Genomic DNA, 21,394 nt, shown 5'->3' on the forward strand with positions numbered 1-21,394 from the left:
TAGCCATTGGTCGAGCTTGTCGAGACCAGCTCGTCGAGCCCCTACTCCTCGTCTAGCTCCGCCACCAACCGCCGAGGCGCAACCTGCCGATACGCATCCTCGACGATCGCTGCAATCTCGTCCCAGTCGACATCGACGTCCAACCTCACCCCAAGCCACCCACGCACGCCGACGTACGGCGGCCGATAGAACCGGTCCGGTTCCTTCTCGATCGCTTCTTCCTGAGCGCCAGGCGCGGCCGCGCACCAGATCGCGAGCGGACCGCCGTGCCCGTGATCGGAGAAGCTCACGAAGGTCTTCTTCACGAACCACGTGGGCGAGCCGTGGCTCAGCTTCTCGGTCACCTCGGGCAGAGCAAGGCAGATCTCACGGACACGATCGAGTGGGTCGGTCACCGATGGACCTCCATCATCTGTGGTGGCGGGCGCTTGTTCCGTCCCATGATCCTCTGACCGGTACCTTTACCCCGTGGCCGACCTGATCAGCGCTATCGCCGCCCTCCTGTGGCCCCTTCTCGTGATCGTCGTACTGCTGGTCTTCGGACGGCAGCTCCTGTCGAAGCTGAGAAACTCCGACGACGTGACGCTCGAGTTCGGCGGACAGAAGCTCAACTTCAAGCAGGCGACCGACCAGCAGTCGGACATGATCACCGACCTGCAGCGCGAGGTGGCGTCGCTGAAGCGACGGCTGGACCACGCGGCCAGTGTTCCTGGGGGAGCCACGTCCCAGGTGGGTGAGCGAACCCCGCCCGGTTACGTCTTGCCGGATCCCGAAGCGGAGACCGCTGAGGAGTTCGAAGGAGCTGTGCGGGAGCCCGTCGACACCTCTTGGATGCTGGAGGAACAGGAGCGCCGGATCTCAGCGCCGACCGGCCAAGCGCTCCGCTCGATCCTCTGGGTCGACGACCACCCGGAGAACAACGCGGTCCTCGCCGACTCCTGGCGACGCGACGGCGCACACGTCGAGATCGCACGCTCGACCAGCGAGGCACTGCAGCTCCTTGAGAGCCACACATACGGCCTGATCATCTCGGACATGGGCCGTCAGGAGTCGGACGTCGACGTCCCGGACGCCGGGCTACGTCTGCTGACGAAATTCCGGATGACCGATCCGATCACGCCGTTTGTGCTCTACGGCAACGTCGGGCCGTTCGCGGTAACCGCAAAGGCGGCCGGCGCGACCATGGTGACAGGATCGACCTTCGAGCTGATGGAGTTCGCGAGCAGCCTGGGGATGCTCAACCAGGTGTGAGGGCACGCGTCGGTTGGACCCAGCTCCGCTGGCCGAGCCCGCCTCCCCCTCGTCGAGCCCACCTCTGCGGTCGGGTTTTGCCTCCGCCGGTCGAGTCCAGCGCCGCGGTCTAACTTGTCGACACTCCTACTTCCGCGTCGTGGCCAACGCCCACACGACGAGAACCGGCTGCCCAATGAGCCGGAGCGCACGCTTGCGATCGGTGTCCAGACCGAACCCGTCCCGATGCTCCACGAGCTGAGCGATGTTCCCAGGGAACACAGCCACGAAGAACGCCGCAACCAACCCCCCGAGCCGACGCCGGAGAGGCTGCTTCCAAGTGGCCACTAGCGCGGCACCAAGGCCGATCTCGACCATCCCCGACCCGACCACGACAGTGTCGGGATCGACGGGTACCCAGGTTGGAACCTGAGCCTGGAACTCCTTGCGCGCCTTGGTGAGGTGACCGATACCTGCGGTGAGGAGAACGGCGCCCAGCGCCACCTGGCCGATGCCGCGAACGATGCTTCCAGTGGTCGCCATGGGTCAATGCTGCGCCACGATTCGTGAGCTGGATAGCGGCTGGGGTTCCAGCCGGGCTGAGGCGATGCGAAGCTTCAGCAATGCAGAAGGATTTCGTTCCACTCTCGGCCGCAGTGCGCGGCGTACCGGACGCCGTGGGTTCAGTCGTAGATGCGATAGCTCAGATGGCACCGCACCTAGCAACTGTCGTGACAGCACAGGGAAGCATCAAGAGCGAACCGCTGCGCGAGTTGCTCGGACCAGTCCTGTCTCAGTTTGACGTCGTACCAGGCGGGCAAGCGACCTTTGCGAGCAAAAGAATTGACTTCGCCGGGCTCGATCAACGAATCGGCGTTGCACTTCAGGCGGGCCGCGCATTCGCTAACAACGGAGCCATACTGTCCGTTCTAGCAGCGGCTTCGTCCCCGAACGTCGACTGGGCCGTCGTCGTCGTCCCCGAGGCCTACAAGGGCAACAGTGTGTATCCCAAGGTATTCGATCAGCTTCAGAAGCTGCAGGGCGCACACGGGATCTACCTCGACCTCCAGGGCGTGATACTCCTCAGCTACTGACCAGCGATCAATCGATCCCCGTACGGGCACGCTGCACGACTACTCCGGAGGCACGCCGGATGTCTTCGTGTTCGGGCAGTCAATCCGCACGGCCGCACGCGCGCCATGCTCCTAGGCCGCCCGCGCGACATGGTCACTTCGACGCAGGGCCTTAAGCCTGACGCATACGGAGATAGCCACTGACCAATGTTCGCGGATTCCTCGATCAGTTCCGCATCCTCGAAAATCCCGTGCCTTGGCAGAGACGGTTCGGCTGCAGGTGGACTGGCTGGATCAAGACGCCGTTGAGACAAACTCTGTGAGAGATTCGAGGTCGTGCTCCCAGAAGATCACGACGCCTTGGTCTCGAGCAGATACGAGCGCAGAGAGATCGAAGACGCCTGCAAGGACTACGCCCGCGACAAGGTTGGCTCCGAAATGTGCCCGCCAGCCTGTCGCCTTGCCGGCGACCTCGCGGTTGACGCGCTTCCAGCCATTCTTGGGTCCGTTCGACACCTTGCATTCGAGGGCGAACAAGCGCCCGTCGTGGAGCCGGGCAGGCACGTCGCACTTTGCGGCGGCAATGACGCGTTCTTTTGAGTACGTGCCCCGCGCCATGTCGTCCACAAACTCGACGCGCTTCCGGGACGCGTCGAAGGTGAGCTGTCCGGCAGCGAGGGCCGCGCCGGTGGCCATCTCCTGCCGCGTAGACGCTTCCCCGCGACGCTCTGTCCCGAGCTGCTGAGTGGCCCAAAGGAGCCCGGTCGCGACGATCGCCCGCTCGCGCTCCTCAGCGGTCGGTGCGCGGCCTTCGCGGAGCCACGGGAACCTGATCGGGTCAAGCACCACTCGTATTGCCTCTGCCGTCGCATCCGCATACTCAGGCGGAACGCGCTTGAACTTCGGTCCGCCGACAAGAGTCCAAAGGTCTTCCTGGCTGATTGGAGGACCGGTCACGTAACGGGACACTTGCCAGGCTCCAGGATCGTTCCGGAACACATTCGCGTCGAGGTGACGTAGGTCTTCGGATGCGTTGAACAGTCCCTCGACCTGTGGACGCAGACGCTCATACATGCGTTCGAACGAACGTGGCCCTTCCTCACGACGCTGTTCCGTGAACAGTGCTTCGGCGCGATTACGACCGGCTTTCAGGTCGGCATCGGTCCAGGCTGGCGGTGTGAGGAAGGGCACGCGGTTGAGTATGCCGTCGACATCCGACGAACTAGGACGCCAGAGCTGGTGAGTCCGTGCGCGCCTTCGTACGAACCCTCAGATGACCGTTCACCTTCTCCTCGGCAGCTGTGTACCTGACGCGCTTGACGAGCTCCTCCGGCCATGGAGGAGTCACTGGCTTCGTGGGGGCGTCGCCCTTCCTCAGGGAGTCAAGCACGACCCGTCCCACGGCTTCGGCCATGTTTACTTGCACGGCGTTCCCGATCAACTGGAAACGCTGCGTAGCCTTGCCCGCAAACTGCCAGTCTTGCGGAAAGCCCTGTAAGGCCGCGCACTCACGCCAGGTGAGTCTGCGCATGTCATCGTCACCGGGTAGACGCACCCAGTCAGGGGTACCAGCAGCGCGGATCGTCCGTGCGGGACGTGAGAGGTCTGCGAGGAATGCATCCTGGCGATAACCCCATTGGCCCGAAGGGCGGTTCGCCATGACGCGGCCGCCCGTCTTGATGCCCGTGCCCGGCGCAAGTGCACGAAGAGCATCGGCGCGCTCCCCCGTAGGCCTCACGATGTCCTCAGGATCAGGAGCTGGCATCCCAGCGAGAGCCTCCCCCAGAGAAACCCATGGCTTCAGATCAAGTCCAGGGTCGCGTGAGTGCGTAGAGACAGGGAACTCGGGCAGTGCGTACTCGTCCGTCGCGATCAGGACAACCCGCACACGTCGCTGTGCTGCGCCGAAGTCAGCCGCGTTCAGCGTGCTGACTCTGCTCGCATAGCCCATGTCGTCGAGGTCAGCCTGGATGCTCCGAAGAACTTCGCCAGGCGTTCCGGTCGCACCACGAGCCGTGAGAAGCCCCCGAACATTCTCGAAGACAACGAATCTCGGCCGCACTTCACCGATCATGCGCAGAAAGTGCGCGATCAGCTGACCCCGCGGGTCGTCAAGCCCTTTCTGATGCCCAGCGGACGACCACGGTTGGCAAGGTGGGCCCCCCACGAGAACGTCAGGACGCCACGTTGAGCGCGCACCGTTGGGCCGCACATCCACTGCTCTCAGATCGCGAACGTCAGCCTCGATCAGCTTCGTGCCGTCCATGTAGAACGCGTCACGTCCGCTGATCGACACTTGTGCTGCCTGCGTGTCCCGAAGCGTCTGCATCGCATGCTTCGCATGATCGGTCGCCGTGACAAGCCGGAAGCCGGCTTGTTCAAGCCCGATGTCCAGGCCTCCCGCTCCGCTGAACAGGCTTACAACCGTAGGCTCACGCGTAGGCACCAGGCCGCTCCCTTCGTGGTCGATGTGTGCCGCGATTCAACCACGAGCCACTGACGATGACGGTGTCGACGCACCGGGATGGCATCTCCGTGCAGCCCTGGTGCTCGCCGCCGCCGCGTGTACTAATTGAGCCGACTCAGGCCCTGTGCACAACCTGCTCCACGGCCCTTGCAGCCGTTGCCATGTCCTCGTGCTCCCAGAACCGCAGCACGGTCCATCCGAGCGAGGTCAGATGCTGGTCTGTTTCCCGGTCACGCGCGACGTTGCGAGCGAACTTCACCTTCCACCAGTCCGAATTCGTGCGCGGCTGCGCACGATGATCAGGGCACATGTGCCAGAAGCAACCATCGACGAAAACAGCAACCTTCACCCGCGTGAAAGCGACGTCGATGCTTCGTCGAGGTCGACCAGGAACTGGGTAGACCACCCGATACCGCATACCTCGCGAGTGCAGGACTTGGCGCAGGTCCAACTCTGGCTTGGTATCCTTGCGCCGCGCGATACTCATCCGCCGACTCACTGCCTCAGACGAAGCTCCCGGATGAGGTTCCATGGAGTTCATTTTAAGAGGCAACGGAGAACTAGAGCGGAATCCGTCATGTACCCCACCGCGCCGTCGCTCATCGATCGACTCCGGCTTCCCGTCCTCCAAGGTGCCAAGCGTATGGGTGTGATTCGGATTCGCCGGTGGGCCGGTAGGTGCCTCAGTTGGATGTTGAAATGAGGATTCCGCATACAGCCGGGTGGTGGATGCTGCGGGATGGCTGGAGCGGTTGCCGCAGGCCAAGGCCCGGAGCCGACGGCCGCAGGACTGCGTTGCCAGCCCGATAGGATCCAGGCTTGCGACCCGGACCGGTTGCCCGTCGTGGGATTGCCGGTTGAGTTCGGGGGCGCAGCAGAGCGCTACTCCAGGTTGTAGGACTGGCATCTCGACGGGTCGTGAGACGTGCTGGCAAACCAACTGCGCACACCGGCCCGGTCAGGGGCTGATCGACGGGACCTGAACATCGACTCCACCGTCTCCCGGAGCGTCAGCACTGGGGGCCTGGCTACATTCTGAGGGTCGGTTCGTAGTCGAGGACGACCACTTCGGACACAGGCCCGACTCAGCATGCTCCCACAGGTGCTACTCAGTCAATAGCGCCGCGCGCGGACCAGATGCGCTTCACCCCGCCGACCCTCACGACCCAGATTCTTGCCGAACCTGCAGGTCACAGCCAAAATCCGAAAGACACCATAGAGTGAACGCATGAGAAGCCGCGTCACGGCCCTGACCGGGCAGGAGTCGTCAGAGCCCCACGCTTGGCCAGCGCAGGGCGCGAGCATGACAGGGGAGCCCGCAGATGCCTTGCCCAAAATCGTCAGCCTCTTCTCTGGCGCTGGCGGGCTAGACCTCGGGTTCCAGCGGGCGGATTTCCCGCTGGTCTTCGCGGTCGATCTGTCGCCCGCAGCCATTCAGACTCACCGTCGCAATTTCAAAGACACCGTCTCAGTTGAAGCAGATCTTGCGGAGCTTGGCCCTGCCGGAGTCCTTGCACATCTAGACGAGATCTTGGAGCCAGGAGAAACAATCGGCGTGATAGGTGGACCGCCATGTCAAGGATTCTCGCGGGCGAACACCGGATCCGCAGCAAACGATCCTCGCAACCGACTTCCACTCCTATACTTGCGGATTGTTGAAGCTCTCCAGGAAAAGTACACGGTCGAGTTTGTGCTCTTCGAGAACGTAGTCGGCATTCGCGACACCAAGCACTCAGTTACGTTCCGCGGTATCCTCTCGAAGTTTCGCGATATCGGACTCAAACCAAACGTCAACGAGTACTCGGCACTCGATTATGGGGTCGCACAGACGCGCAATCGCGTGATCATCTCTGGCTTCCGCGACGACGCAGTCGCACAAAACTTCGACCCCAAGAAGGTCGCGGCGACAGATCTCACGGTGCGCGCCAAAATCGGATCGCTTCCGGACCCCGCGTTCTTCGCACGTGGCCTCGACAAGTCGGCCATACCTCACCACGAGAATCACTGGACGATGCGACCCGTATCCAAACGGTTCTCCCAGCCCGGCGGTGCGGATCGGGCAGGTCGGAGCTTCCGCCGCTTGAAGTGGGACAAGCCAAGTCCGACGGTCGCTTACGGCCACCGGGAGATTCACGTTCATCCAGACGGGCGGCGGCGTCTCAGCATCTACGAAGCCATGCTCCTTCAGGGTTTCCCGAGCGATTTCGTACTTGAAGGGACGCTCTCGTCCCAGGTGGAACAGGTATCGAATGCAGTTCCACCACCACTTGCAGAGTCACTTGCCACGGCGATCAGCGCCGCGATGCGCCGGGCGGCCCGACAGCCGACGACTGGCGAGGTGTTGAGTGCGTGATGTTGGCGAGCGCCACGCAGTTCCGGATCACCCCGCCGATCTCAGCGTGGCGCCGCGTTCTATCAGAGGCACTCACTAGTCTCGGTTCTGCGAACGACAGACGAGGTCGATTCTAAGAGGAGGTGCCTCTGATCGCAGCTCCTAGAGGTGGGCCAGTTCGGCTTGTGCTGTCGGAGTCTGCCGAGGCCCCTGGACGGGCAGCACCCTGGATCGGGCCGATGCTTGCACTGGGTACGCGGGCCGCGCGCTACTCAAGGAAGGTCAGTGGCCGTCAGTTGGTCATCGCCGTGTCGGTGCCGAAACGGGACTTTGCGGCCACTCTAGTTGCGTGCGGTTGGGTGCTTGCAAGCGACGCACCTGTCCTTGCGAAACCCTTGGAAGCCCTCCGCGATATGAGACCGGGTCAGCCGCTCAGGGCAGTGAACAGTAGTCACGTGATCACCGGGGTCTTCTCGTCGCTGAACGAAGCAACGCAGCCACCCAGGGTTCAATTTTCCGGATCTCCCTGGATGGTCGACCGCATCCGAGCGCTGGCCCCCCTCCCCGAGATAGAGCAACCAGAACGGACGCCCCGCCCCGAGCCGGGGAGTATCGAACACATGGCGCGTCTAGATCTCGCATGGGATGCCCGTCTCGCTCTACCTGCTGCCGACCTCGCCATAGTCGGAACAGTGACTTGGTTAAATGAAGACTTCGAGGCGCATATCGCGAGAGAGAACGACGAGTTGCCGTCGAGTGAAATCAGGTCGTTACTCATGCCAAAAATTGGACGGGTCGCAACCTGGTTTACTCGCCTCTATGCGTCAGCAAGGCTCGCGGAACACCTCCCACTGCCGCAGGACTTAAACGCAGTAGTTCTCGATGGAAACGGGGCGATCAAGTACTTGGCTGATATCGAGGTCCCGGTAGTTATCTGCGTACTTGATCGATCCGTTGTAGACGAGACCAGTGCGGAACTCCTGATGCAGCTACGCAATACTCGAGGCGAACCCTTGTCACTAGGCGATGACCTTGGCTGGCGCCCACCGCCAGGAGTCGAAGCCTTGGCTTTCACGGTCGCCCTATGAGCCGGATTGAGGGGCTAGACCGGCGCTACGCTGCCTCGGCCACTATTGTGCACAGCGGGGTCGAAATTTTCGCAGTTGGAGATCCTGAGGGGGCGCGTTTCAATGCTGCCGTACGCCACTTGTTGAACGCGCTCCGCGACGATGGACAAGGGTTGTGGGACGACTTAGCGGGGGTATCTAAGGCCCTGCGCTGGCGCCTGATCACCGAGCCGCAACCGATGGACTTCAACTCGGGAATGGTCGAACTGGCCGACGAGGTGGGGCGTCATGCTCGCCGCCTCCGAGGGGCGGTTGCCGATCAGTCGCTCCTCGAGGATCTTGCAGAATCCGCCGCCGCCCTTGTCGGTAGTGAAAGAGAATCAGCCCTTGGTGCCGCGCTGCTTCAAGCCTGTCTCGAAGCAGGGCCTCGCGAGTCCGTGGTGATCGCTGCCAGCCGCCGCGCTCAACTCGCACTCGAGTCGTGGCTACAGAAATACGGCATCTTGGTACTGGCTGCCGGCGATCTTGAGCGTGACCAGCCAGACCGCGGCCAGGCGTACGTCGTCGGGCCGCCAAGGTTTTACCGCTCGTCACTGGTCACCGCTCCTGTGACCGACGAAGTCAGCTTCCTGCTACCCGCGTGGTTTGGCGACCGTAGCGTCCCGCGCTCCGCCATCGCTCGCTATGCCGAAGGGTCCATCCGAGTCGAAGCTAGGATCTTCACGCTTGGCGATACCTCGGAACCTGAGCAGAACGTCCCCGTCGAAGCAGACGACGAGGACGCCTATTTGCCGCGACCGGTATGGGGCAAGAGGGAATCCGACGACCGTGAGCCCACCAGTGAAGAAGTCAGTGCTCGCAAGATTCTTCTCAGCGGCAACCTGGCGATGTGGCTAGACGACGGCGAGCGCATCCGTTCCCTCGATCCACAGCAGCCGCCCGGTGAACGCGTCGCCTATACCGAGGTGGCGGCTGTCCGCGAAGGCACTTACTTCTTGCTCCGACAGGGAGTGACCGAACGGGGCGCGCTATACCAGGCAGCCCTCGCCAAGCTCGGTCTGCGAGGGCAGGTGGTGGATGCTACCCAGGCTGCCTGGAAGCAACGGCTCGGCCGGCGCCTACAGCAGCATGGCTATCGACAGGTCGCGCGAGATCTCCGAGCCGTTGGCGTCAAGACGGTCGACCGGGCACGAGCTTGGACTGACCCCAGCCTGATCCGCCCTATAAGCGATCAGGACTTCGAATCACTCCTGCAGTGGCTTGGCATCCCCATCCAGCCGACCTTCGGCCACGCCACGTTGCTACGCAAGATGCTCTACCAAGCGAGCGCCGAGATCGGGAAGCAGCTGGAAGCCGCTGCCTCCGCCGCCGACCTCACCGAACTAAAAGCCAGCGGGCACCTCAGCTTGGAAGGCACCAGCGATGGCTTCCGGGGAATTCTCGCAACCCGCGTCCTCGCTATTTCCCCATACTCCGAGATCGTGCCACGGCACGACGCAAGGGTGCCGTTTGAAGATAGGAGCGGGCAGTGGCTCGAATGATGCCGTCGTTCTGCCGAGACGACGCGCCCCCCGGTGAGAAGGCGATTCACGCCGCACTTCTAAAGGACAGCGACACAGGCGGCTGGCTCGTCCTGCACTCGCTCGGGATCGCTGATCATGTCCGCCAGGTCGAAGGCGAGGCCGACTTCGTCGTGATCGTCCCCGACATAGGCGTCCTGGTCATAGAGGTCAAGTCCCATCAAAAAATCGATTGCCGGCCAGATGGCACCTGGAAGCTCGGCAATGACGTGCCGACCAGTCGCGGACCGTTTCAACAGGCCGGTGAGTCCATGCACAGCCTGCGCAATTATCTGGAGACCAAGAAGGTCGACCTACGGTCGATCCCGATGCTCTCCGCCGTCTGGTTCACCAGCATTCGCGCCCGCACGATGCTGCCACCGAGCCCCGAGTGGCATAACTGGCAAGTGATGGACAGTGAAGATCTCAAGGCGGCTCCCAGAGCGATCCTCCGAACACTCGCCGCCGGCACCAAGCACCTCAACGACAAGATCAAGCACTTCACCTACGGCGGTGTCGGCCCGAACGACGAGGCAGCAGAGCGGATCGCGGGCCTACTGCGGCCCAAGTTTGAGCTGGCAACCGTCGCTGGCGACCGTCGGCGAACCCGCCAGTCTCAGCTGATCACCCTCGTCGAGGAACAGTTCCTTGCCCTCGATGCTGCCAGTGAGAACCGTGGCGTCCTGTTCTCCGGACCGGCAGGTTCTGGCAAGACTTTCCTGGCCCAAGAGTCGGCCAGTCGCGAGATAGCAACCGGCAAGCATGGCCGCCTGTTGTGCTTTAACCGGTTCCTCGCCAAGCGCCTCGCCAGCGAACTGGCCGGATTCGAGGGCCTGACGGTTGGCACCTTCCACCAGGAGCTCCTTCGGCTGGCCGGTCTTGATCGTGCTCCAGTGCACGCAACGCCAGACTTCTGGAGTGAAGAACTGCCCGAGCGCGCAATGGAATCACTGCTCGAAGGCGGCGACCGGCTCGCGGGCGACTTCCTGATCATCGACGAAGTACAGGACATCGCGACTGAGCCGTACCTCGACGTCCTCGATCTGATGGTCACGGGCGGGCTCAAAGAAGGGCGCTTGCTGCTGTTTGGCGACTTCGAGCGGCAGTCTGTGTTCGCGAACGAGTCTGGACGCGGCCGCCTCCGGGCCCGTGCACCGTACCTGTCGAGCTACAAGTTGATCCAGAACTGCCGTAACCTGCCGCGCATCGGATACCAGGTGAACCTATTCAGCCGCCTCCAGCCCGGCTACCAGCAGTTCCGCCGCCTCGACGACGGTGTCGACCCGATCTTCCGTCAGTACCAAGCAGGGCAGGACCAGTCAGCACTCCTGGCGACGGCCATCCGCAGCCTGAAGAGCGAGGGGTACGAGCTGAACGAGATCGTTGTACTCAGCCCTCAGCGTGGCGGATCAACCGCAGTCACCACCGACGATCCGTGGCTGCGCCAGATCCTGGAACCTGCTGATGGACTGCCATCCCGCCCGGGTCATGTGCAGTACGCGACCATCCAATCCTTCAAAGGATTGGATTCGCCGGCTGTCGTGGTCACCGACCTGGACCAGACAATTGCGACCGGGAACTTCGAGTCCCTGCTCTATGTCGGCCTGACCCGGGCGACCGACCGGCTTATCGCCCTTATCGAAGCCACCACGCTCCGTGCTGCTATAGGAGGATCTGCATGAGCGGACTCGAAGCTCGCGACATAGTCGAAACCGAACTGCGGCGCGAACTCTTCGGGCCGTTAGGTGACGAAGAGCCCTCAGGGAAGCCAGTCGACTGCACCAGCGGAGCCATCACCTTTGCGACGGTAGAGGAGAGTCGGGGGCAGTTCCATGACCGTCCGACCAAACAGGAGATCCTGACGATCGGGACACCGCTGACGCGCTACGGCATCGGCGTGCTCTACAGCGGTGCGGCAATCGTAGGAACGGCAATTGCGGAGTCCAGCGACGACGATATCGACCTCACCGGATTCGCGGGAGTAGCGCGTAGTGAGGAAGACCCCAAAGGTCCACCGGTCGAGGTCCAAGGCTCGCTTCGTCACGACGAAGCGGATTCCGACGACTTTGACCTGACCGACGCCAACAGCTTCAAGCCCTCCGCCATGGCGATCTCGTTCCAGTGCCGTGTCCCAGCCGGTGGCGCTCTCAGCGTCAGGGTGACAGGAGCCCATTACGAGCGGCTCAATGTTCACATCCCCGGGCTCACCAAACCGGTTGACTGGTGGCGCCGACGCCCCTTCATACTGTCTGGCTTGGTGCCTGGGAGTGTGCTTAGCGACAAGATCAACCAGCTCAAGATCGTCACCACCATGCCCGATGGGGATGCACCCGGTATCGCGCCCACGACGCAGGTGTTCAGCCGCCCGGTCCCTGGAATCGACGACCCACAACTCCGGTTGGTGACCGTCGCCGTCGTGAACCAGGTCGTGGGCACCGGCCCGAGCAGCGCCTTGTTCCAGGTGGGCTTCACCGTCACTGCGACGGATGGTCTCGTTATCGAGCCGTATCCCGAAGTAGAGCTGCCCAACCGCGACGAGGAAGAACAGTCCATCGATCTGCTGTATCGGAACAAGCGTACCTACGCCATCGGACACGGATGCGCCGCTGAGTGGGAGGATGGCGCCAGCTCACCCGTCTCAGTCGTCAAGGCGGTGGCACTGCCGGCGTATGAAGTGGTCAGCCTGACCCCGAACATTTACTTGACCGACAAGCTCGGGAACTATCTGTTCACCGACACAGCTGAGCGGCAAGCTGTCACGGTCAGCATGAAGGCCCTCGCTGACGGTGCGCCCGAGGGCAACGCCCAGGTCGAGACCGTGTTGCGGCTCTACCGCGAGTGGATCGACGCCCGGCGGGTGGAGATCGATGACCTGCCGGGGCGGTTTCGTCCGCCTGCACGTCGTCACATGGACCTCGCCGAGGCAGCCCTCGAGCGGATGCGGGTCGGCTGGGAATTAGTGGGATCGGACTACACCGCTCAGCAAGCATTCCGGTGGGCCAATGAAGCCATGCTCTACCAACAGGTGCGGTCGAACTTCCCACTCCGTGAGGTCGAGCGAGGCAAGGATGATGTCCTGCGCGTCAAAGGGACTCATCCCGCGCCGGTTGTTCCCAAGGGAAGGGGAACGTGGCGTCCCTTCCAGATCGCCTTCATCCTGTCCAGCCTGCCGGAACTGGTCGACCCGTCACGCAAGACTCGGTCGCTCGTCGACCTGATCTTCTTCCCGACGGGTGGCGGCAAGACCGAGGCCTACCTGGGCGCCTGCGCGATCAGCCTGCTCGCGCGACGCCTGCGGAACCCGCAAGACGCGGGTACCGACACACTTATGCGGTACACGCTGAGGCTGCTAACCGCGCAGCAATTTCTGCGGGCGGCCTCGCTGATATGCGTACTCGAAGACATCCGCGGCCGGAACGCCAAGGCGCTGGGTGAGTCGCCGTTTGGGATCGGGATCTGGCTCGGCGGGTCATCCACGCCCAATAACTGGAAGAAAGCCGTCGATGTTCTTGGTCGACTCCGCCGCAATCCGCACGAGCAGAATCTCTTCCTGCTGCTGCGCTGTCCGTGGTGTGGCACCCAGATGGGCACTAAGCCCAGAGGCAGGGGCGGTCAGGACGTCATCGGCTATGACCAAGTCGGGCAGAAGGTCGTCCTCCGCTGTGTCGACTCGCAGTGCCCATACTCCCGTCGCTCTGGACTGCCGGTCCACGTCGTCGATGAAGACATCTACGAGGTGCGCCCCTCTATCGTTATCGGCACCGTCGACAAGTTCGCCATGCTGGCCTGGCGCCCTCAAGCCCGGAGCCTCTTCGGCTTCGATGACCAAGGTGAGCGCGTCGTGTCCCCGCCCGGCCTGATTATCCAGGACGAGCTGCACCTCATCTCTGGGCCGCTCGGCTCGATGGTTGGCCTGTACGAGCCCGTGATCGATGAACTGAGTACCGACCGCCGGAGCAAGGAACCGATCCCACCGAAGATCATCGCTGCCACCGCCACCATCCGCCGCTATGAGGACCAGATCAAGGGGTTGTTCGGACGGGAGGAGGTCGCCCTCTTCCCGCCGCATGGCCTGGAAGAAGGACACTCCTTCTTCGCCGAACCAGCCCGGCTGGAAGATGGCACGCTGGAGCCAGGTCGTCGATACGTCGGCGTCATGAGTGCGTCACTTGGCTCGCTGCAAACCGTCCAAACTCGTGTCGCCGCTGCGACCCTCCAGGCAGCGGCCAAGGTGCCCGAGAGCGATCGCGACGGGTACTGGACGAACTTGAACTTCCTAAACTCACTGCGCGAACTCGGCAACACTGTGTCGCTTCTAGAGTCAGACGTCCCTGACTATCTGACTGGACTGGTCCGCCGCGATGGCATCAACCCACGTTGGCCTAACCGCACCATGGAACTGACCTCCCGCCGCCGCTCTGACGAAATTCCCAAGGCCATCGAACAACTTCAAGCCCCTTACGTTCCGGGACAGGAGCGCCAGGAGGCGATCGATATCTGCCTCGCTTCAAACATCATCGAAGTCGGTGTCGATATCGAACGCCTTGGCCTGATGACGATCGTCGGGCAGCCCAAGACCACTGCACAGTACATCCAGGTCAGCGGACGAGTTGGCCGTCGTGCTGATATCAGCCCTGGGCTTGTTATCACGATCTACGGCGCCGCCAAGCCACGCGATCGCAGCCACTACGAGCGTTTCCTGACCTACCACCAACAGCTGTACGCACAGGTCGAGCCGACGTCGGTGACCCCGTTCGCCACCCCTGTGCTGCGGCGGGCGCTCCATGCGGCCGCGGTGGCCTACATTCGGCAAACCACGCCGCAGGAGCTGTCGCCGTACCCGTTCCCGTCGGCCGAGTACGACGAGGCGATTGCGCTGCTCCGCGAGCGCGCCCTCATTGCCGACAAGGGCGAGGTGTCTGTCCTGGAACGTATGGCGGACACGCGCGCTCGACAGTGGCGCAGCTGGGAGCGCACTACTTGGGAAGCCAACCCAGCACCGTGGGGAGATCCCAAGCAGGGACTAATGCGCTTCGCCGGCACGCTGCCTGATCTCGACAGTAAGGCCACCATCTGGGATGTGCCGACCAGCATGCGCAACGTCGATGCGGAGTGCCACCTGGCGATCTCACTGGCGTACGCCCACGCCGATGCCGAAATAGAGGACGGACTATGAGCAACGGGACAATGAGGCGAGCCCAGCTCGTAACCCCGTTCGGCGTCGGCGCGATGAGCGTGCTGGTCAACGGCACCTCGGTCATTACTGCAGGTCTCGATCACTGGTACGAGCCCGGCGACGCAAGCTCGCTGGCACTCGAGGAATACGAGGAGCACGACTGGCGTTTGGAGGCGCGGCTACAGGTATCAGGATTCCGGCTGCCACCCGACTTCCGCTACCAGGGTCAGGGCAACGACAACCGCAACGTCAAGCTAACCGTTCCGGTCCTGCGCTTTCCCCGTTGGTGTTTCTGCATGTTCTGCAAGCGGCTGGAGCTCTCCACTCTGACTATGCAGCAGCCGGTGGTCTGCAAGGACAAGAAGCACATCGATTGGAAGTACCGGCCACGCATGGCACAGGTGCCGTTCGTCGCGGTCTGCGCTGGCGGGCATCTCGATGACTTCCCATTCGACAAGTGGGTGCACCGCGCCCACCGGCCTTCCTGCAACGGTACGTTGCGACTGAAGTCCGTCGGCGGCGGCGGTCTTGAAGGCCAGCGGGTGGTGTGTGACGGCTGTCAGAACGAGCGGACACTGCGGGGCATCACCGAAGCCCGCTTCGTGAACGGCGAAGAACACACAAACCTCAGTGACCGTCTGTCCTCGCCGAACGACCCCTATCTCTGCACCGGAGCCCGCCCCTGGCTGGCCAAGCTCGAAGGGGGGTGTGGTCGGCCCATGCGCGGCGCGCTACGGGCAGCAGGCAACGTCTACTTCCCGAAGGTCGAGTCATCGATCTACCTGCCGCGCAATGAGGGCTCAGTCAGTGCCGAGATGCACGAACTGATGCGGCACCCGGCCGTCAGCGGCACCATGCGCACACTGCACAGCATCTTCGGTGCCGAGCTGGACGTACAGATGCTGCGTGACCAGTTGCTCAAGAATGTGCCACCTGAGCTATTCGGTCCGATCTCCGAAGACGAGCTCATTGCTGGCTACCGCGACCTGCTCGGCGTAGGCGAGGACGAGCCGGAGTCCGGTGAGGAATCTGACGCCGAGTTGCTCACCGGCGACGACGAGTGGCGGTATCCCGAGTTCCAGCACATCCGGGAAACCCCCAGAGACGACTACCTGACGGCGTCTGATCCCGGTATCCACGCCGATCTCGAACCCTACTTGGAGCGCGTGCGCTCCGTTGACGTGCTCCGCGAGACTCGGGCACTGCGGGGGTTCACTCGTGTGCGGGACGACGTACTGAAGCTCAGCGCCGGGAAGGCCTTGCTGCGCCGTAAGCCACTGCCACCAGTCCAGGACTGGTTGCCAGCCTATGTAGTTAAGGGTGAGGGCATCTATTTCGGGCTTGACCCCAAGTCCCTGGCAGCATGGGAAGCCCGCGCCGAAGTGCAGGCACGCGCCCAGAAGGTCACTGACCACTACGAGCGGGTTGCCTCACAGCGCGGGCTGCAGGACCGGGCGCTCAGTCCTCGCTTCGTCTTGCTCCACACTCTCGGGCACCTGCTGATCAACGAACTGGTCTTCGCCTGTGGCTACAGCTCGGCCTCACTCCGCGAACGGCTCTACGTCTCCACCAACCCCGGCCGCGAAATGGCCGGCCTGCTGATCTACACGGCAGCAGGCGACTCCGAGGGCACGATGGGTGGCCTGGTGCGCATGGCGCGCCCCGACAACCTCCGTTCTGTGTTCGCGTCGGCAGTCAGCAACGCCGGGTGGTGCTCCACTGACCCGGTCTGTATGGATGCCGGGGAGAAGGGGCAGGGGCCCGATTCCTGCAACCTGGCAGCCTGTCACGGCTGCGCCCTACTGCCAGAAACCAGCTGCGAGGAGTTCAACCGCTTTCTCGACCGGGGCCTAGTCGTCGGAACGTTTGCAGACCCCACCCTCGGATACCTCTCCTCATTCACGTGAGGGACGCCCGGGTTTGGCGATGACCGCTCGTCGGATGTTCTCAACAACCTCGATGGGATCCTCATGTTCCCAGAAGCGCAGGACCCGCCAACCAGCTTGGTGAAGCCGCTCTGTAGTATCCGCATCGCGAACAACATTGGATGAAATCTTCGCGGGCCAGTAGTCGGCGTTGTGCTTGAAGCTCGATCGCCCGTGCTCTGGGCAGCCATGCCAAAAGCAACCGTCGATGAACACGGCCACGCGTGCCCGAGTGAAGACGATGTCCGCACATCGACGAAAGCCAGGTTCGGGTGCAATCGCCACACGATAGCGGAGCCCAAGTCTGTGTAGCGCGCGGCGAACTTCGAGCTCGGGCTTGGTGTCGCGTGAGCGGTTCGCCTGCATGTTCCGTCGTCGTCCCGGGCTCGACGCCCATGAGTCGTTCATCGAACGTGACGGCATGCCATCCACGGTACAACCTGAATTTCCCGGTCAGTCGCGCACGAGTGCCTGGAGCTCACCGATCCGGATCTGGGTGCTGTTGGGCGGAGGCGTAAAGGGGATCTGACCACTCTGCCCTCCGCTGCTCTGCCACTCGACGACCCAGTGGGCGGTGCCGGTAAGTGTCAGGATGCCGGGGCTGTTGTTTAGATCGGCACCGAATCCACAGGTGGGAGACGGTTCTGCACTGTTGCGGCCGTCATACGGTGTGCCGGCTGCATTGGCACCATCGCACGTGACTGCGCCGATCGTGGCGCCGCTTGCCGAGGTCAGCGTCCACTCGACGCGGTCGAGCGTGCCCAACGCGCTAACCGACAGACCAGGTGCGCTTTCAGTCTCCGGGATTGGACCAGTCGTGTTGTCCGCCCGGTTGGAAATCCACAACCAGATCGGCAGGCCAATAGCACCGACAGCATTCGGGTTGGCAGTGGTTGCCGGCGGAGTAGATCCAATCTCACCCATCGTGAGATTCATCGCCAAGAGGGCCCGCTGTGCGAGCTGTTCAGCGGAAGGGCCGGTGTCAGCAGGCGGGTTCGCGGCCCAGTCCAGCGTGCGGTCGGGGCAAGGACTCGGTCCACCGAGGCACTCGTACGGGTTGCACTCGATGATGAGCCCGTCATCGTTTCCCTCCCAAACGGGAGCCCCCTTCGGAGGGACAGGGTCAACAGCACTGCGCACATAGCAGTTCCCATCCCAACTGCCGAATTCGCTCGAACACGGAACCACACGTCCATCTAGAGAACACTCTCGAGGCGTATTGCCATTCCCGCCATCACCCGGTTCGCCAGGCCCACCTGGCTCGCCGGGCTCCCCTTCCGTTTCACAGGGAATGACTACCCCGTCCGGCCCTGTCACCGGCACACATTCCGTAGCTTCGGCGCTTTGAGGGGCTAGTACGAGTGCAGTTGCAAAGAAGATCAGAGTCAGCGCACCACGGGAGAATCGTCGCACTCGGGCTGGGGTTAGCATGCGCGCTCCACGTGCTGCTCTTCAGCGTTAATTGCCCACGCGCCATCTTGGCCGTGGTGACGGATCACGTAGCTGAGGTAATACCGGGTCGGAGCGCCAGCCTGACGGTCCACCTCATTACCCTCCGAGGTAAACGTCTGAATATCCGAAAGTCGACGCACGCTTCAATGCCGACCTCCTCAAAGCCCTCGTCGGCCGGGGTGTAAAAGTCCACACGAGTTGATTCGACGGTGGCCGCCCCAGTCGTGTACTGGCCCGTTTCGGCGAGTTGCGTGTATACACCGCTCATCGCATCACGAAGGGCAAAGCTTCCCCAGAACGGGACCAGTTGACCGCGCCACTCCTTGTATCCATTGTTCGCCACGGCGGCCGTCGTTTCGTAGTACTCCACGAGCCGCGCTTTCGCGTCTGCGATGTTCTTCGCCTTGATCTGCGCCGGCGTCGTCGGCTCGGGTGCGGCCGTTGGTGTCGGGGACAGCGATGCCGATGGGCTCGGTGACGCCGAGACCGAGGGCGACGACGAGCCCAGGCCGGGGATCGCACCTTGGACCGTGTCCGGCTCGAACACTCCTGAGCGCACGACCGCGAACCCGGCTACCGCAATGACTGCGACTCCGATGAGGATGGCGATGGTGCGCGTAGGCGTGATGGCGGACGAGACCATCCGGCAACTCCCTCAACTTCGGGCAGAACTCAGTGAACACGGCCGTAGCAAGGGTGCGCTATATCCGTCTTCCCGGCAAGGTGCTTCCGTGATAATTCACAACATCCAGCCAACGTAGGGCATGGGCAGCCCAGGAACTCGTCATGAAGCGCTGCTGTCCTCGCTTGGGCTCATGCTGTTTCGTTGCACATATGCAACTCAGGTGGCGGATGCTGAAATGCCTCTACAGGCTTGGGCTATGAGCGATTTCACCTGGCCCGATGCCGCGCACCGTCCCGACCTCGACCGCGACTACGAGATCGAGGGGAGCGATTCGTGAGCTTCTTCCAGCGCACGGAGGACTTCCGGCCTGAGGGGTTCGAGGACGTGGTGGGCGAGCTCGTCGACTCGATCCGACGGTCGTTCACTGGAATCGTGGTCGATCACCTTGAGGATCTCCTGGCCACCCCTGAGCGTCACATGTGCCTGGTCGACCGCCACCTGAGCCTCACGGAGAATGACCGGGACTACACGGTCGACCTGCTGCTCTTCCACGTGACCCAGATGCGCTACATCGCTATCCAGGTCCAGGCCGGCCGGTTTGATCCAGCCCTTGTCGCGCGTGCCCGTTACACGCTTGACCTGGTGGATGACCTGGTCCGCGTATCCGACGTTCACGGCCCTACGGTTGGCGTCCTGCTCTGCACCGACGCCGCGGCTGACCAGCAGCCCGGGCCCGTCGCCATCACGCTTTACGACGGCGTGGCCGCCGCTGAACAGGCCGAACTGCCGCTCTCGGTGGAACTCACCGCGCTCATCGACCGCTGCATCGACACGACCGGATCCCGACCCCCGACGCCGTGACAACTCACGACGCCGCACGTCTCTGGCTCGTCGCTGACATCATCCGCCGTACAGGTCTTCCACAAGTCGCGCCCTCGCCTCAAGGATCTCCAAGCTGCCCGACGACGACACGGTTGTCCCCTCCCCAGCCACGTCGTACCAGGTGGGTTCGCCGGCCAATCGGAACTGGCCGTGCCACGTGGTGGTGAGGGAGATGACCGCCTCGCCCGTCTTCACGTAAGCGTGGGCGACGGTATGGGCCGGGTAGGGCGCGCCGGGGTCACTGGTCACCAGAGGAGCCGATCCGTCGCCGAAGTCCCACGAGTAGTTGCTCGGTACTGCCCGGATTTCTATGGGTATGCCGAACAAACTGGTGCTCATTGTGCGGGGTTGGCTCTCGGTGAAGGCGATCGTGTCGATGTTGACCAGGGTCCAACCGTCCGGCGGCTGCACGTTCACCTCGGATGGGGCGATCTGCATCTCCTGGAACGCCCTCGCGGCGGCGGCCGGAATGTCGACCTGCTGGCGGCGTTCGGCAAGGCAGGACTCGTCCTCGACCAGCACGGCATCTGACCAGCCGTTCGCCTCGCGTCGCTGCTCGAACAGGGCGCCGACCGCCTGTTCGTCGTCCTCGCACTCAATCCCGGCGTAGGCGAGCTGGTGACCCTCGTCGCAAGATTCGGCGAATGCGGTGGTACCTCCGAGGTCGCGAAGGAAGCACATGGCGGGAGTAATGCGCCACTGGCGGACGGGCAGGGTTTCTATCGACCCAGCCGTCAATTGTCGACCAGGCCCGCTTGGAGCGCCAGACTGCGTTGGGAGCTCGGCGGATATCTTTACGGACTGACCAGCCGTCTCGCAGCCGACGCCGTGTCCTGAACAGACTGCTGGCGAGGCGAACGTAAGCTGCCCGGCCACTGCGAGGGCTACGAGTGCGCTCATGAGTTGCCATCCGGAATGGGCGCGACCGTGACGACAATCCATTTGTCGCCCCTGCGACCCATCTCGACGCGCCGATCGAGAACCTCTCCATCCGAGGATTCAATCCTCTCCCCCGCACGGTCACGGATCTCAAACGGCGCTTGGCTAAGTCGGACGTCCAGTGGATATATTCCGGTCAGTTCATCCTTCAGATACATCTGAGTGACATCCACCGAGAGTCCGCCGCCGGAGTACCTTTCTTGGTTCGCGGCGATCTCAGTCGCGTGGACCTTAGCCATCTCGCAGAAGCCACATGTCTGGTGCGACATCGCGTCCCACTCTTCGGTGTCACCAGTCGCCTTCGTGTACGCGTACAGAGACAGGAAGTACTCCGCCGCAGCAGCAGCACCCTCTGCGTCCTCGCGCTCCATCGCTTCCGGGCGCTCCGGCTTGGTCGGCACCGACGGAGACGGGCTCGCCGACGCGGTAGGCGTCGGATCGCCGGTCGGGCCAGCACTCACCTCAGGATCCGGGTTGGCACCCGTGCAAGCGGACAAAGCCAGGCCAGCCGCCAAGACCAGCCCCGCAATACGCATCACCGCGCCATCCATCCGCGTCCCCCTGCCGCTCACGCCCCACCGTTGCATATCCGCAACAGCCAAGAATGACGCTAGCCCGGGCGACGGAATCCGGAAAGTGGGTGCTGTGGATAACCGAGGTCGAGCCT

Annotated in this window: 19 protein-coding genes; 9 read left to right on the plus strand and 10 right to left on the minus strand. The window is 63.0% G+C overall.

Annotated features, from left to right (window positions below; translation table 11 throughout):
- Positions 1–41 precede the first annotated feature (41 nt).
- Positions 42–395: an MmcQ/YjbR family DNA-binding protein gene (locus ACFO6V_RS26225; RefSeq protein ID WP_377141588.1), complete on the minus strand. Its 354-nt coding sequence runs from the start codon at positions 393–395 to the stop codon at positions 42–44.
- Between the two features lie 73 nt (positions 396–468).
- Between ACFO6V_RS26225 and ACFO6V_RS26230 the strand changes: the two genes are divergently transcribed.
- The gene (locus ACFO6V_RS26230; RefSeq protein ID WP_377141591.1) at positions 469–1,251 is read left to right on the plus strand and encodes a DNA-binding transcriptional response regulator; all 783 of its coding nucleotides are present in this window, start codon (positions 469–471) and stop codon (positions 1,249–1,251) included.
- Positions 1,252–1,377: 126 nt separating this feature from the next.
- On the opposite strand, the gene ACFO6V_RS26235 is transcribed toward ACFO6V_RS26230, so the two are convergent.
- Positions 1,378–1,773 (minus strand): DoxX family protein, encoded by a 396-nt coding sequence (locus tag ACFO6V_RS26235; RefSeq protein WP_377141593.1) that lies wholly within the window; start codon positions 1,771–1,773, stop codon positions 1,378–1,380.
- Between the two features lie 80 nt (positions 1,774–1,853).
- On the opposite strand from ACFO6V_RS26235, the gene ACFO6V_RS26240 reads away from it, so the two are divergent.
- Entirely contained in the window at positions 1,854–2,324 is a 471-nt protein-coding gene (locus tag ACFO6V_RS26240; protein ID WP_377141596.1) for a hypothetical protein, read from the plus strand.
- Positions 2,325–2,597: 273 nt separating this feature from the next.
- On the opposite strand, the gene ACFO6V_RS26245 is transcribed toward ACFO6V_RS26240, so the two are convergent.
- The 3 genes from ACFO6V_RS26245 to ACFO6V_RS26255 all read right to left on the minus strand — a co-directional run bounded on the left by ACFO6V_RS26245 (position 2,598) and on the right by ACFO6V_RS26255 (position 5,302).
- A complete protein-coding gene (locus ACFO6V_RS26245; RefSeq protein ID WP_377141599.1) occupies positions 2,598–3,494 on the minus strand; it encodes a XamI family restriction endonuclease in 897 nt (298 codons plus the stop codon).
- 31 nt (positions 3,495–3,525) lie between these two features.
- On the minus strand, positions 3,526–4,749 hold the full coding sequence (locus tag ACFO6V_RS26250; RefSeq protein ID WP_377141601.1) for a DNA cytosine methyltransferase: 1,224 nt from the start codon (positions 4,747–4,749) through the stop codon (positions 3,526–3,528).
- A gap of 136 nt (positions 4,750–4,885) precedes the next feature.
- A complete protein-coding gene (locus ACFO6V_RS26255; protein ID WP_377141604.1) occupies positions 4,886–5,302 on the minus strand; it encodes a very short patch repair endonuclease in 417 nt (138 codons plus the stop codon).
- A 696-nt stretch (positions 5,303–5,998) separates the two neighbouring features.
- On the opposite strand from ACFO6V_RS26255, the gene ACFO6V_RS26260 reads away from it, so the two are divergent.
- From ACFO6V_RS26260 to drmB, 6 genes are all read left to right on the plus strand, one after another.
- Entirely contained in the window at positions 5,999–7,123 is a 1,125-nt protein-coding gene (locus ACFO6V_RS26260; RefSeq protein ID WP_377141607.1) for a DNA cytosine methyltransferase, read from the plus strand.
- Between the two features lie 434 nt (positions 7,124–7,557).
- Positions 7,558–8,190, plus strand: a complete 633-nt coding sequence (locus tag ACFO6V_RS26265; protein WP_377141610.1) for a hypothetical protein — start codon at positions 7,558–7,560, stop codon at positions 8,188–8,190.
- Positions 8,187–9,710, plus strand: coding sequence for a hypothetical protein (locus tag ACFO6V_RS26270; protein WP_377141613.1), 1,524 nt, complete (start codon positions 8,187–8,189; stop codon positions 9,708–9,710). Before ACFO6V_RS26265 ends, ACFO6V_RS26270 begins: the two co-directional genes overlap by 4 nt.
- Positions 9,707–11,410, plus strand: a complete 1,704-nt coding sequence (locus ACFO6V_RS26275) for a nuclease-related domain-containing DEAD/DEAH box helicase (protein WP_377141910.1) — start codon at positions 9,707–9,709, stop codon at positions 11,408–11,410. Before ACFO6V_RS26270 ends, ACFO6V_RS26275 begins: the two co-directional genes overlap by 4 nt.
- Entirely contained in the window at positions 11,407–14,904 is a 3,498-nt protein-coding gene (locus tag ACFO6V_RS26280; RefSeq protein WP_377141616.1) for a helicase-related protein, read from the plus strand. Before ACFO6V_RS26275 ends, ACFO6V_RS26280 begins: the two co-directional genes overlap by 4 nt.
- The gene (gene drmB, locus ACFO6V_RS26285; RefSeq protein WP_377141618.1) at positions 14,901–16,811 is read left to right on the plus strand and encodes a DrmB family protein; all 1,911 of its coding nucleotides are present in this window, start codon (positions 14,901–14,903) and stop codon (positions 16,809–16,811) included. The genes ACFO6V_RS26280 and drmB overlap by 4 nt, the downstream gene beginning before the upstream one ends.
- On the opposite strand, the gene ACFO6V_RS26290 is transcribed toward drmB, so the two are convergent.
- The 3 genes from ACFO6V_RS26290 to ACFO6V_RS26300 all read right to left on the minus strand — a co-directional run bounded on the left by ACFO6V_RS26290 (position 16,800) and on the right by ACFO6V_RS26300 (position 18,924).
- Positions 16,800–17,252, minus strand: coding sequence for a very short patch repair endonuclease (locus tag ACFO6V_RS26290; RefSeq protein ID WP_377141621.1), 453 nt, complete (start codon positions 17,250–17,252; stop codon positions 16,800–16,802). The genes drmB and ACFO6V_RS26290 overlap by 12 nt on opposite strands.
- A 30-nt stretch (positions 17,253–17,282) precedes the next feature.
- Complete coding sequence (locus ACFO6V_RS26295) at positions 17,283–17,765, minus strand: hypothetical protein (RefSeq protein WP_377141624.1); 483 nt, start codon at positions 17,763–17,765, stop codon at positions 17,283–17,285.
- Between the two features lie 559 nt (positions 17,766–18,324).
- Positions 18,325–18,924 carry a hypothetical protein gene (locus ACFO6V_RS26300; protein ID WP_377141627.1) on the minus strand — a complete coding sequence of 200 codons (600 nt, stop codon included), beginning with the start codon at positions 18,922–18,924 and terminating at the stop codon, positions 18,325–18,327.
- A gap of 315 nt (positions 18,925–19,239) precedes the next feature.
- On the opposite strand from ACFO6V_RS26300, the gene ACFO6V_RS26305 reads away from it, so the two are divergent.
- Positions 19,240–19,767, plus strand: a complete 528-nt coding sequence (locus ACFO6V_RS26305) for a PDDEXK nuclease domain-containing protein (RefSeq protein ID WP_377141630.1) — start codon at positions 19,240–19,242, stop codon at positions 19,765–19,767.
- Between the two features lie 39 nt (positions 19,768–19,806).
- Here the strand turns inward: ACFO6V_RS26305 and ACFO6V_RS26310 are convergent, their stop codons facing one another.
- Together ACFO6V_RS26310 and ACFO6V_RS26315 are read right to left on the minus strand one after the other, a co-directional pair.
- Positions 19,807–20,469 (minus strand): hypothetical protein, encoded by a 663-nt coding sequence (locus ACFO6V_RS26310; protein WP_377141633.1) that lies wholly within the window; start codon positions 20,467–20,469, stop codon positions 19,807–19,809.
- Between the two features lie 215 nt (positions 20,470–20,684).
- The gene (locus ACFO6V_RS26315) at positions 20,685–21,314 is read right to left on the minus strand and encodes a DUF6318 family protein (protein ID WP_377141912.1); all 630 of its coding nucleotides are present in this window, start codon (positions 21,312–21,314) and stop codon (positions 20,685–20,687) included.
- Positions 21,315–21,394: the final 80 nt, after the last annotated feature.

The organism is Promicromonospora alba, assembly GCF_042654905.1.
Lineage (GTDB): Bacteria > Actinomycetota > Actinomycetes > Actinomycetales > Cellulomonadaceae > Promicromonospora > Promicromonospora alba.